Source organism: Microbacterium azadirachtae (assembly GCF_025583665.1).
In the GTDB taxonomy this organism is placed as follows: domain Bacteria; phylum Actinomycetota; class Actinomycetes; order Actinomycetales; family Microbacteriaceae; genus Microbacterium; species Microbacterium azadirachtae.
Window position 1 is genome coordinate 3,232,196 of the sequence record NZ_CP099706.1, and the last position, 12,433, is coordinate 3,244,628.

Below are 12,433 nucleotides of genomic sequence, written 5' to 3' on the forward strand. Positions count from 1 at the left end.
CGTCCGCGCGGTCGGACGCTCTCGGCATCTGCCACCGCGAGAACGACGGAGCGCCGCCGCCCTGGCCAGGACGACGGCGCTCGTGCCGTGATGATCGCGGTGCGTGTCAGAGATCGTCCGACCGCGGGGCGTCTGCCGCCTCCGCGGCCTCGACCGCCCGCTCGGCCACCGCGACCGGAGCGGACCCGGCTCCGGCGACCGCGGCGCCTCCGGCCTCGGTCTCCGAGGCGACCGAGCCCTCTGCGGGCACCGTGACGGTCCCGGTGACGAGTGCGGCGTCGGCGTCGGTGTCACTCGCCGCCTGCTCGAACTGCGACTGGTAGAGCCGCCAGTACGCGCCCTCGGCCGCGATCAGTTGCTCGTGCGTGCCCTTCTCCACGATGTCGCCGTGCTCCATCACGAGGATGAGGTCGGCATCGCGGATCGTGGACAGGCGGTGCGCGATCACGAACGACGTGCGGCCGTGCCGCAGCGCCGCCATGGCGTGCTGCAGCAGCAGCTCGGTGCGGGTGTCGACGGCCGACGTGGCCTCGTCCAGGATGAGGATCGACGGCTGCGCCACGAACGCGCGCGCGATCGTGATCAGCTGGCGCTCACCGGCCGACACGTTCGACGCGTCCTCGTCGAGCTTCGTCTCATAGCCCTCGGGGAGGGCGTGCACGAAGCGGTCGACGTAGGTCGCCTTGGCGGCCTCGATGACCTCGTCATCGCTCGCCGTGGAACGGCCGTACCGGATGTTCTCCCGGATCGTGCCCGCGAACAGCCACGGATCCTGCAGCACCATGCCGGTGCGGGAGCGCAGATCCGACCGCTCCATCTCGGCGATGTCCTGCCCGTCGAGCAGGATGCGGCCGCCGCTGAGCTCGTAGAACCGCATGATGAGGTTCACCAGCGTGGTCTTGCCCGCGCCGGTCGGGCCGACGATCGCGACAGTCTGCCCCGGCTCCACGCGGAACGACAGGTCGGTGATGAGCGGCCGGTCCTCCGTGTAGGAGAAGGCGACGTGCTCGAACTCGATCACGCCCTTGCCGTCGGTGACGGTGGGGGCGTCGTCGATGTCCGGATCCTGCTCCTCCGCGTCCAGCAGCTCGAAGACGCGCTCGGCCGAGGCGGTGCCCGACTGCACGACCGCCGCCATGCCTCCCAGCTCGCTCAGCGGCTGGGTGAACTGCTGCGAGTACTGGATGAACGCCTGCACGTCGCCCAGACGGATCTGGCCGCTCGCGACCATGAGGCCGCCGAGCACGGCGAGGCCGACGTACGTCAGGCTCCCGATGAACGTCATCGCCGGCATGATGATGCCGGACAAGAACTGCGCCTTGAACGCGGCCTGGTACAGATCCTCGTTCTCGACCTGGAACTTCTCCAGCGCGTCCTTCTCGCGGCCGAACACCTTCACCAGGGCGTGGCCCGAGAAGGCCTCCTCGACGCGGGCGTTCAGGCGGCCGACCTTCTTCCACTGGATGCCGAACGCCTTCTGCGAGCGCGGCCCGATGACGCCGAAGATCACGGCCATCAGCGGCAGCGCCACGAGGGCGACGAGCGCCAGCTGCCAGGAGATCGAGAACATCATGATCAGCACGCCGATCACCGTGAGCACCGAGGTGAGCGCACCGGACAGCGACTGCTGCATGGTCTGCGTGATGTTGTCGATGTCGTTCGTGACGCGCGAGATCAGCTCGCCGCGCTGCACCTTGTCGAAGTACGACAGCGGCAGGCGGTTGATCTTCGCCTCGACGTCCTCCCGCAGGCGCCACATCGTGCGCACCATGATGACGTTGATCACGTAGCCCTGGATCCAGCTCAGCAGGGCGGAGCCGACGTAGATCGCCAGCACCGCGGTGATCACCCAGCGCAGCTGGTCGAAGTGGATCCCGTCGCCGACCCGGAAGTCGCCGAACGCGGCGACCATGTCGGCGAACTGGTTCTGGCCGCCCTGGCGCAGCGTCTCGACGACCTGGCTCTTCGGCGTGCCCGCGGGGAAACCGGGGAAGTCGCCGTTGGGCTGGCCGAGCGTCTTGGAGATCACACCCTCGTAGATGATGTTCGTCGCGTTGCCGAGCACCTTGGGCGCGGCGACGGACAGCACGACCCCGATCGCGCCGAAGATCGACACGAGCACGAACCACACGGCGCTGGGCTTGAGCAGCCCGATCATGCGCTTGAAGCTCGGGCCGAACTGGCTCGCCTTGCCGGGCGCGGGCCCGTCGAACATGCCGCCACCCTGCAGGCGCGCCTTCTCGGCCTGCTCGGCCTCCTCGCGCTCCTCGTCGGTCATCTCCGCCGTCGCGGTCGCGGCACCGCCGGCGTACTTCGCCCGACGCGCCTCCATGCGGGCGGCCCGAGCGGCCTTCTTGTCGGTGTTGTCGGTCATGCGTCCACCCCCAGCTGCGACTCGACGATCTCTCGATAGGTGTCGCTGGTCTCGAGCAGCTGCTCGTGCGTGCCGACCGCGACCATCGTGCCGCCTTCGAGCACCACGATCCGGTCGGCGTCGGTGATGGTCGACACGCGCTGCGCGACGACGATCTTGGTCACGTGCGGGAGCTCGCGCCACAGCGCCTGACGGAGTCGGGCGTCCGTGGTGAGGTCGAGCGCCGAGAACGAGTCGTCGAAGACCAGGATCTCGGGCTGATGCACGATCGCGCGGGCGATCGCGAGGCGCTGGCGCTGGCCGCCCGAGACGTTCGTCCCACCCTGGGTGATCGAGGAGTCGAGCCCCTTCGGCATCTCCGAGACGAAGTCCTTCGCCTGGGCGATCTCGAGCGCCGCCCACAGCTCCTCGTCGGTCGCGTCCTCCTTGCCGAAGCGGAGGTTCGAGGCGACCGTGCCGCTGAACAGGAACGGCCGCTGCGGCACGAGCCCGATGCTCCTCCACAGCGCGTCGACGTCGGCCTCGCGCACGTCCGTGCCGCCGACCGCCACCGCGCCGCCGGTCACATCGAACAGGCGCGGGATCAGCGAGACGAGGGTCGTCTTGCCCGCACCTGTGGATCCGACGATCGCGACGGTCTCACCCGGCTCCGCGCCGAAGCTGATGCCGGTCAGCACCGGCGACTCGGCACCCGGGTAGGTGAACTCGACGTCGTCGAACGCGACGGCGCCCGGTGCCGGGAACCGCACCACGCCGTCGACCGGACGGCTCATGGTCTGCTCGGCGTCGAGCACCTCGCCGACGCGCTCGGCCGAGACCGCGGCGCGCGGGATCATCATCGCCATGAAGCTGGACATGATGACGCCCATCATGATCTGCCCGATGTACTGCATGAACGCGAACAGCGTGCCGACCTCGACGTTGCCGTTGTCGACCTCGATGCCGCCGAACCAGATCACGCCCACGATGGTGACGTTGAGGATCAGCATGAACAGCGGGAACAGCAGCACGAAAAGGGATCCGACGTTGCGACCGACCACCATGATGTCGGTGTTCGCGCCGCGGAAGCGCTCCTCCTCGATGCGCTCGCGCACGAAGGCGCGCACGACGCGCACGCCGGTGAGCTGCTCGCGCATGATGCGGTTGACGTTGTCGAGCTTGCCCTGGTAGCTGCGGAACAGCGGAACCATGCGGCCGATGATGATGCCGGCCACGATCAGCAGCACGGGCACCGACACCGCGATGAGCCAGCTCAGCTGGAGGTTGGTCTGCACGGCCATGACGATGCCGCCGATGGCGAGGAGCGGGGCCGTGACGAACATCGTCGAGCCCATCATCGCCAGCATCTGCACCTGCTGCACGTCGTTGGTGTTGCGGGTGATCAGCGAACCGGCGCCGAACTGCGAGACCTCGCGCTCGGAGAATCCGCTCACGCGGGAGAACACGTCGGCGCGGATGTCGCGGCCGGCGCCCATCGCGGCGCGCGCCGCGAAGTACGTGGCGATGACGGAGGCGATGATCTGGCCGAGCGATACGGCGAGCATCAGCGCGCCGTGCGACCAGATGAAGCCGGTATCGGCCCTCGCGACGCCCTTGTCGATGATGTCGGCATTGAGCCGTGGCAGGTACAGGGAGGCCAGGGCGCTGGCGAACTGGAACACCAGCACGCCGAGCAGCAGCCACTTGTACCGCGACAGATAGCGGAACAGGATCTTTCCGAGCACAGGCGGACTTTCCTTTTGGGAGCGGACTTCCCAGGGGGAAGAGGATCGGCCGAGAATCGGCCAGGAAACACCCTGCCACGAGGCGCCGACATTCACATCCCCCGTGAGGAGGATCCGCTCGAATCTTCGCTGACGGCGAACGAATCCCTGCTCCGCCGATATTTCCGGATCCGGTTGAGGAACCCGGGACCGGGGCTTCAGCGCCCGACGATGAGGTGCGGGCGCGGCCCCTCGAGCCGCGCGATCCCGATCTTGACCTCGGTCAGCTCCGCCTGCAGCCCATCGATGCGCGCCGAAAGGGAACCGTCTACTCCATCGATCCGGGCGGACAGCGTCTCCTCGACCCGGTCGATCCTCGCCGACAGCTTTCCTTCGACCCCGTCGATCCGCGCCGACAGCTTTCCCTCGACCCCGTCGATCCTGCGGACCACCCAGGCGAAACCTGCGAACATGCCGCTGCCGAGGGTGACCAGCACGGCGAACGCCGTGACCACCACCCCGATGAGCTCGACGGACATGTACATGCCCTCCATTCTGCGCGTCCCCCGGGCGCTGCACCAGCGACGATAGGCGACGGAACGGAAGGAGTCGCACCCCTGTCCGCGACCGGTGGACTGCCCGACCAGGTGCGCGGCTGTGCGGACCGCGCTCAGCTCCAGAGCGGGACGGGCGGCACGTAGTCGCGCGCCTCGGCGGCGGCGTCGGGGGCGAGGTCGGCGAGCGTCTGCGGATCCCAGCGCGGGTTGCGGTCCTTGTCGACGAGCTGGGCGCGGATGCCCTCCACGAGATCCGGGTGGTGGTGCACGAACCACAGCACGCGGCGGTACTCCCCCGCCAGCGCATCGCGCACCGACGCCATCGCGCGGGCCTCGCGCACGGCGTCGAGGGTGACGACGAGGGCGGTGGGCGCGAGCGATTCGAGCAGGTCGGCGGTCGCCGCCGCCCCGTCCGGTTCGCCCGGAAGCGCCCGGAGGCGCGCGACGATCTCCGGCACCGTGTCCGCGGAGAAGGCCTCGTCGATCCACCCCTGCTGCGCGGCGAGCGCGGACGGTTCCGGCGTCTCGTCGAACAGCATGACGATCTCGCTCGGCCCGGTCGGATCCGCCCGGTGCGCGAGAGCGTCCCGGAGCGCGTCGATGCGCTCCGACGGCACGAAGAAGTCGGCGAACCCCGCGTACAGCGCGTCGGAGCCGTCCATCGTCCCGGCGGTCAGGGCCAGATACTCGCCCAGGCGTCCCGGCGCTCGGGCGAGCAGCCAGGTGCCGCCCACGTCGGGGGTGAAGCCGATCCGTACCTCCGGCATCGCGAGCTGCGAGCGCTCCGTGACGACGCGGATGGCGGCGTGCCCGGCCACGCCGATGCCGCCCCCCATCGTGATGCCGTCCGCGACCGCGACGATCGGCTTGGGGTACTCGGCGATGGCGGCGTTCATCGCGTACTCCTCGCGGAAGAAGTCGACCGTGTCGGCGCTGCGACCGGCCGTGATCTGCGCGTGCAGCTCTCGTACGTCGCCCCCCGCACACAGCCCGCGCTCCCCCGCGCCGTCGATGAAGACGATCTCGATGTCGCTGTCATCGCGCCAGGCGTCCAGCGCGGCGTGCACCGCGCGGATCATGCCGACGTTCAGCGCGTTCAGCGCGCGCGGCCGGTTGAGCGTGATCCTGCCCAGCGCCCCATCGGTGCGCACCAGCACCTCGGGCTCGACGACGGCGGCGGACGGGGCCTCTTCGACAGTGCTCACGGATGCCACGTTACCGCGCCCAATCAGGCGGAATGGCCCGGATCAACCTGCGTTTTCACTCCCCATCCGGCAGGATAGAGGGGTACTGCCGTATCGATGAGAGGCCGCGGATGACCGACGGACAAGTGCTCGAGTTCTCGCATGCGACGAAGCGCTTCGGCGTTCTCACCGCCGTCGACGACCTCTCCGCCCGCATCGAGCCCGGCGCGGTGACCGCCTTCCTCGGTCCCAACGGGGCGGGCAAGACCACGTCGCTGCGCATGCTGCTCGGCCAGATCCGGCCCACCTCCGGCACTGCGACCATCGGCGGCGTCTCGCACGCCGAGCTGCGCCACCCGCTCCGCACCATCGGATCCGTGCTCGAGGAGGCCGTCTACCGGCCCCGCCGCACAGCACCCCGCCAGCTGTCCATCGCGGCCAAGGCGAACGGGATCCCGCTGTCGCGCGTGGACGAGGTCCTCTCGCTCGTCGGCCTGCAGAACGAGACCGAGACGCGCATCGGCGCCTACTCCCTCGGCATGCGCCAGCGCCTGAGCGTCGCGGGCGCCCTTCTGGGCGATCCCGGTGCGCTCGTGCTGGACGAGCCGGCGAACGGCCTGGATCCCGAGGGCATCCGGTGGATGCGTCTGCTCATGCGGCGCCTCGCCGACGAGGGCCGCACCGTTCTGGTCTCCTCGCACGTGCTGAGCGAGATCGAGCAGATCGCCGACAACGTGCTCGTGCTCTCCAAGGGCCGCCTGGTGTATGCGGACAGCATCGGAAAGCTGTCGGATCCCACGACGGGTTCCGTGGTCGTCGACGCGGAGGACCGCGCCGCGCTCACGACCGCCCTGAGCGAGGCCGGGCTGACCTTCGACGTGCTGCGCTCGGGGCTCACGGTGCACAACACCGACGCCGCCGCGGTCGGCGCCGTCGCCGCGTCCGCCGGTCTCGCGCTCACCACACTGCAGCAGCGTGGACCGAGCCTGGAGGAGGTCTTCCTCGACCTCGTGCACGGCCGCCGCGATCCCCTCACCGGGTCCGTCCCGGTGCTGACGGCGCCCGCCGCGGAGGAGACCCCCGCCACGGACGACGCGGCAGAGGCCGCAGCGGCCCCGGACGCCGACGCCGAGGGCGCGGGAGCTCCGGCCGCGGAGGACGGGACGCCGTCGGCCGGACTGTTCGGCGCGGCTGTGGCCGTGCCCGCCGTCGCCGCCACCGGTGCGGGCGTCGCCGGCCTGTTCGAGAAGACCGGCCCGGCGGCCGCCGAGGCCGGCACCGTCGCGATCCCCACCACCCGCCGCGAGGCCGCCGAGTTCGCCGCCGCGCAGAGCGCGCAGGGCGACGAGGAGGCCGAGGGCTCCGAGGAGGGCGTATCCGTCGCCGCAGATGACGCGGGCGATGAGGGCGACGAGGCCGCCCCGGCGGGAGCGGACGCCGCAGAAGGATCCGAGGAGACCTCGTCGGACGGCGTGGCTCCGTCGGACGGCGAGGCCGCCGAGGGATCCGTCGACGCCGAGCAGGCGCCGGCCGAGGACGACGACGAGGCACCCCAGGGCGACGAGCCCGGAGCGGCGTCCGCGGAGGAGAGCAGCGAGGACGCCGACTCCTCTGCCGAGGTGGACGGATCCGAGAGCGACGACCAGGACGGATCCGAGACCCCCGCGACCGACGACGGCGGCGAGCACGCGCAGCCCGAGGTCGCGCCGGAGCAGTCCGCCGAGGACGACCAGGACAGCCCGGACGAGAGCACGATCGCCGCGGGCATCGCGCTGACCGCCCCGGTCGCGGCCGACTACACCCCCGGAGAGCCGCAGCACGACGCTCCGCTCACCCACGACGCCGACGCGGCGGATGAGGCCGAGGGTTCCGCTCTCGGCTCCTTCGAGACCGCCGCCCTGACGATCCCGGCGGAGGCGACCTCGGTGTCGTTCGACGACCTGATCACGGGCGTGCCCTCGGCGGTGCAGTCCACCGAGGACGACGACGCCCCCGAGGACGCGGAACCCGCCGCAGCATCCGAGGACGGCGAGGCGCAGGACACCGCGGACGAAACGTCTGCGGACGAAGCACCTGCGGACGATGCCGGCCACGAGGTGGACGACGCCCCGACCGCCGCGACGACCGTGATCACCACTCCTCACGCCGATGACGAGTTCGCCACCCCTGAGCCCAGCACCGAGACCACGGAGATCGCGGGCATCGAGATCTTCGCAGCCCTGGCCGAGGGCCGCACGCAGGAGATCCAGGTGATCCTCGACGAGACGCCCGAGGAGGACGACGACCTCGAGGATGTGACGCAGGGCGAGATCCATCACGACGAGGATCCGCGCGCCGCCGCCGTCAGCGCATCGCTGGCCGCAGCCGCCCGGGCCTTCTACACCGATGACGCCCCGTCGTACACGCCGGGGCCCGCCGCCGGCGAGCAGCCCGCAGCGGACGAGCACGCCCCCGACGAGCACGCCCAGGGGGAGCACGCGGACGGCGAGCACGCCCCCGAGGAGCACCACGAGGGCGACCGCAACGACGACGGGCAGCACCCGGAGCACCGCGGGAACTGACCCCGGCACAGGCTCGCGAAGCGGCGATCGTCCGAGGACGGTCGCCGCTTCGGCGTTCCGGGACGGTGCACGCGTCGCCACGGCGGCGGCATCGGCACCGGCTCAGGCGGGGCGGACCGCCGGCTTGCGCTTGCGGGAGGGCTTGGCCGGCTCGGCGACGGGGATCGCGCCGGTGGCGGCGATGTCGGTCACCTCGGCGAGCTCGCTCGTGGCATCCAGGCGCAGCGCCTGGGCGAGCGCGAGGCCGTGCCTCGTGGTGAGGACGAGACGCTGGAACTCCGCCCCCTCGAGATCGATCACGACGCTGGGCTTATGACGCCGGATCAGGACGAAGTCGTCGCCGTTCGCCGACTTCCAGGTGCCCGCGGCGAGCACCAGCGGCACATGCGTGCCGGGGCTGCCGACGCCGCGGAGCCAGGTCCAGGCGTCATCGGTGAGCTGCACCTTCACGATCGCCTCGCGGGCGATGTGGAGGTTGTCGCGGCGGAACGAGACGGCGCGCTCGAGCGGAGACAGCTCCACCTCGAGGCGGGTCCGGTCCAGCAGCAGCGTCACCATTCCTCCAGTCTGCCAGCGCCGTCGCGGATCCGCCCGCGAGGCACCTCACAGGACGGCAACGATCACACTGGCGGGGATCCACAATCCGGCATCCCCGCCCGCGTCCGTCGCCCCGACCCACATCCCCCCTCTTTGCTCGCTGGTCGCGGATTGCGGCTTTCCGCGGCGCTGAACCGCGATCTGAGACGAGTGAGCGAAGTGCGGGAGGCGGCAAGCGAGCGAAGCGCCGGGGGCGGCCCAGCGAGCGAAGGGAGGGGCGGGTCAGGCGGTCGCGCGCGCCGCGGCCTCAGCCGCCTGAGGCAGGGCCGCCTCGATCGCGGCGAGCTCGGCCTCGCCGTGGGCGGCGGTGAGGAACCAGGCCTCGAAGACGCTGGGCGGGAGGGCGACGCCCTGCTCACGCATCGCGTGGAAGAACGGCGCATACCGGAACACCTGCTGCGCCTGAGCCTCGGCGTAGTCGCGCGGCGCCCGCTCGGCGAAGGCCACGCCGAACAGGTTGCCGGCGCGCGGCACGGCGTGCACGACGCCGGCCGCGGTCAGCGCGCCGTCCAGCGCCGTCGACAGCCGCGCCGCCGCCGCGTCGATCTGCGCGTAGACCTCCGGGGTCGCGAGCCGCAGCGTCGCGAGCCCCGCGGCGACCGAGAGGGGGTTCCCGCTCAGGGTGCCCGCCTGGTAGACGGGGCCGGTGGGCGCGAGGCGGTCCATGACCTCCGCGCGGCCGCCGAGAGCGGCGAGCGGCATCCCGCCGCCCACGACCTTGCCGAACGTGATGATGTCGGGGAGGTACTCCTCCCCCGCCTCCTGCTGCAGACCCCAGAAGCCCGCGGGGTGCACGCGGAAGCCGGTGAGCACCTCGTCGAGGATCATCAGCGCGCCGTGCGCGTGCGCGGTCTCGGCGATCAGGCGGTTGAAGCCCGGCACAGGGGCGACCACGCCCATGTTGGCCGCCGAGGCCTCCACGATGACGGCGGCGATGCGCTCGCCGTGCTCGGCGAACACCGCGGCGAGCGCCTCCGGGGAGTTGTAGTCGATGACGAGCGTCTGCGCCGCGATCGGGGCCGGGACGCCCGCGGATCCGGGAAGGGCGAGCGTCGCGACACCGGATCCGGCGGCGGCCAGCAGCCCGTCCGAATGCCCGTGGTAATGACCGGCGAACTTCACGAGGAGGTCACGGCCGGTGACGCCGCGGGCGAGCCGGATCGCGGTCATCGTGGCCTCGGTGCCCGTGGAGACCAGGCGCACACGCTCGACGGGGCGCACCTCGCCGTGCCGCACCCGATCGGCGATGAGCGCGGCCAGCTCGACCTCGCCCTCGGTGGGGGCGCCGAACGACAGTCCGCGGGTCGCCGCCTCCTGCACCGCGGCGACGATCTCCGGGTGCGCGTGCCCGAGCAGTGCCGGACCCCACGACGCGACGAGGTCGAGGTATACGGAGCCGGCCGCGTCGGTCACGGTGGCGCCCTCGGCGCGGGCGAGGAACCGCGGCGTGCCGCCGACCGAGCCGTAGGCGCGCACGGGCGAGTTCACCCCTCCGGGGATCACAGCGCGGGCGGCGTCGAACAGGTCGTCATTGCGGTCGGTCATGGATCCATTCTCCCTAGGGAGCCGGTGCTCCTCATCGTCTCGAAGCGCGCACGTGGCTCCATCCGGGCCCCCGATCCCACCATGTGCGCGCTGTGAATGCAGTGGGCCGATTCAGCCGCGGGCGATCCAGCGCGCGGCCTCGGTCGCCCAGTACGTCAGCACGACGTCGGCGCCGGCGCGGCGGATCGACAGGAGCGATTCCAGGATCGTGCGCTCCCGGTCGAGCCAGCCGTTCTGCGCGGCGGCCTCGATCATCGCGTACTCGCCCGAGACCTGGTACGCCCACACGGGCACCCGCACGGCGTCGCGCACCTCGCGCAGCACGTCGAGGAAGGCCATCGCCGGCTTCACCATGACGACGTCCGCACCCTCGGCCTCGTCCAGAAGCGCCTCGCGCACGCCCTCGCGCCGGTTGCCCGGGTCGAGCTGGTACGTGCGGCGGTCCCCCTGCAGCTGCGAGTCGACGGCCTCGCGGAACGGGCCGTAGAACGCGCTCGCGTACTTCGCGGCGTAGCCGAGCAGGAGCACGTCCTGGAAGCCCTCCGCGTCCAGCGCGTGCCGCACGGCGGCCACCTGGCCGTCCATCATCCCGGAGAGGCCGAGCAGATGCGAGCCTGCGCGCGCCTGGGCGAGCGCCATCGCGACGTACCGCTCCAGGGTGGCGTCGTTGTCGACCGAGCCGTCGGCGGCGAGCACGCCGCAGTGACCGTGGTCGGTGAACTCGTCCAGGCACAGATCGGTCTGCACGACGAGCGCGTCGCCGACCTCCGCCGCCACCGCGGCGGTGGCGAGGTTGAGGATCCCGTCCGGGTCGTCCGCCCCGGATCCCACGGCGTCTCGCACCGCGGGGACGCCGAACAGCATGATGCCGGTCACGCCGGCCTCCGCCGCCTCCGCCGCGGCGCGGCGGAGCGAGTCGACCGTGTGCTGCAGGACGCCCGGCATGGACCCGATCGGCGTCGGATCCGTGAGGCCCTCGCGCACGAAGGCGGGGAGCACCAGGTGGCGCGGGAGCAGATCCGTCTCGCGCGCGAGCGACCGCACCGCTGCGGACTGCCGCAGCCGGCGCGGGCGGACGTCGGGGAAACCGGCCGAGGCGCCGAGTCCGCCGCTCACGGGGCGAACTCGTCGGCGGCGTGCGGGAGCGTGAAGTGCGAGACCGCCTCGATCAGCGCGTCGACGGTCTGCGCGTCCGCGACGACCGTGATCGGCAGGCCGGCCTTCTTCGCGTCCTTTGCGGTGCGCGGGCCGATCGCGGCGAGGAGCGTGGTGTCCGGGATGTCCGGGAACTGCGCGCGCACCTGCTCCGCCACCGAGCCGCTCGTGACGAGGATCGCGTTGATCCGCCCGTTCTGGACGTCGCGCATGATCCGCTCGGTGACCGGGACGCCGACGGTGCGGTAGGCGACCACGCTCGAGACGTGGTGTCCCGCCTTCTTGAGCGACTTGGTCAGCAGCGGCTTCGCGATCTCGCTGCGCAGGGTCAGGATCCTCTTGGGCTCCGGCTCCAGGGCGATGATCTGGCGGGCCATGCCCTCGGCGGAGTTGTCGTCCTCCGGCACGAGATCCACGTGGTAGCCGACCGCCATGAGGGCGGCGGCGGTGGTCTCGCCGACGGCGGCGATCTTGGTCGTCGAGGGGATCTCGGCCCGGTGCGCGAAGAGCACGTCGACGGTGGTCGCGCTGGTGATCGTGAGCCAGTCGAACTCGCCGTTCTCGAGCTTCACCAGGGCGTCGTCGAGCGCGGCCTGGTCGTTGGTCGGCGCGAAGTTGATCAGGGGGGCGACCACGGGGACCGCGCCCTGGGCGCGCAGGCTGGCGGCGACGCCGTCGCCCCAGGGGCCGCCGCGCGGCACGAGCACGCGCCAGCCGGTGAGCGGCTTGGCCTCTTGCTTCGATTCAGTCATCATCA

At 71.5% G+C, this 12,433-nt stretch carries 9 protein-coding genes; 1 reads left to right on the top strand and 8 read right to left on the bottom strand.

Translation table 11 applies throughout. The features are described 5' to 3' along the window. Positions 1-106: 106 nt before the first annotated feature. The 4 genes from NFX31_RS15310 to NFX31_RS15325 form a co-directional block, all read right to left on the bottom strand. Complete coding sequence (locus NFX31_RS15310; RefSeq protein WP_262957223.1) at positions 107-2,332, bottom strand: ABC transporter ATP-binding protein; 2,226 nt, start codon at positions 2,330-2,332, stop codon at positions 107-109. Positions 2,333-2,370: 38 nt separating this feature from the next. Further along, the gene (locus NFX31_RS15315) at positions 2,371-4,098 is read right to left on the bottom strand and encodes an ABC transporter ATP-binding protein (protein ID WP_262956123.1); all 1,728 of its coding nucleotides are present in this window, start codon (positions 4,096-4,098) and stop codon (positions 2,371-2,373) included. Between the two features lie 197 nt (positions 4,099-4,295). Next, a complete protein-coding gene (locus tag NFX31_RS15320) occupies positions 4,296-4,622 on the bottom strand; it encodes a hypothetical protein (protein WP_052674346.1) in 327 nt (108 codons plus the stop codon). A 125-nt stretch (positions 4,623-4,747) separates the two neighbouring features. Then, positions 4,748-5,839 (bottom strand): enoyl-CoA hydratase/isomerase family protein, encoded by a 1,092-nt coding sequence (locus NFX31_RS15325; RefSeq protein WP_262956124.1) that lies wholly within the window; start codon positions 5,837-5,839, stop codon positions 4,748-4,750. 110 nt (positions 5,840-5,949) lie between these two features. On the opposite strand from NFX31_RS15325, the gene NFX31_RS15330 reads away from it, so the two are divergent. After that, positions 5,950-8,379: an ATP-binding cassette domain-containing protein gene (locus tag NFX31_RS15330; RefSeq protein ID WP_262956125.1), complete on the top strand. Its 2,430-nt coding sequence runs from the start codon at positions 5,950-5,952 to the stop codon at positions 8,377-8,379. 102 nt (positions 8,380-8,481) lie between these two features. On the opposite strand, the gene NFX31_RS15335 is transcribed toward NFX31_RS15330, so the two are convergent. The 4 genes from NFX31_RS15335 to NFX31_RS15350 form a co-directional block, all read right to left on the bottom strand. After that, positions 8,482-8,937: a hypothetical protein gene (locus tag NFX31_RS15335; protein WP_045250999.1), complete on the bottom strand. Its 456-nt coding sequence runs from the start codon at positions 8,935-8,937 to the stop codon at positions 8,482-8,484. A gap of 261 nt (positions 8,938-9,198) precedes the next feature. Next, entirely contained in the window at positions 9,199-10,521 is a 1,323-nt protein-coding gene (gene hemL / locus NFX31_RS15340; protein WP_262956127.1) for a glutamate-1-semialdehyde 2,1-aminomutase, read from the bottom strand. A 111-nt stretch (positions 10,522-10,632) separates the two neighbouring features. Beyond that, positions 10,633-11,637 carry a porphobilinogen synthase gene (hemB, locus tag NFX31_RS15345; RefSeq protein ID WP_091480176.1) on the bottom strand — a complete coding sequence of 335 codons (1,005 nt, stop codon included), beginning with the start codon at positions 11,635-11,637 and terminating at the stop codon, positions 10,633-10,635. Next, positions 11,634-12,428, bottom strand: a complete 795-nt coding sequence (locus tag NFX31_RS15350; RefSeq protein WP_420847417.1) for a uroporphyrinogen-III synthase — start codon at positions 12,426-12,428, stop codon at positions 11,634-11,636. Before NFX31_RS15350 ends, hemB begins: the two co-directional genes overlap by 4 nt. Positions 12,429-12,433 lie beyond the last annotated feature (5 nt).

Coding starts and splice junctions, on each gene's coding strand:
- NFX31_RS15310 (WP_262957223.1), bottom strand. CDS start 2,332: ATGGAGGCGCGTCGGGCGAAGTACGCCGGCGGTGCCGCGACCGCGACG.
- NFX31_RS15320 (WP_052674346.1), bottom strand. CDS start 4,622: ATGTACATGTCCGTCGAGCTCATCGGGGTGGTGGTCACGGCGTTCGCC.
- NFX31_RS15335 (WP_045250999.1), bottom strand. CDS start 8,937: ATGGTGACGCTGCTGCTGGACCGGACCCGCCTCGAGGTGGAGCTGTCT.
- NFX31_RS15350 (WP_420847417.1), bottom strand. CDS start 12,428: ATGACTGAATCGAAGCAAGAGGCCAAGCCGCTCACCGGCTGGCGCGTG.
- hemL (WP_262956127.1), bottom strand. CDS start 10,521: ATGACCGACCGCAATGACGACCTGTTCGACGCCGCCCGCGCTGTGATC.
- NFX31_RS15330 (WP_262956125.1), top strand. CDS start 5,950: ATGACCGACGGACAAGTGCTCGAGTTCTCGCATGCGACGAAGCGCTTC.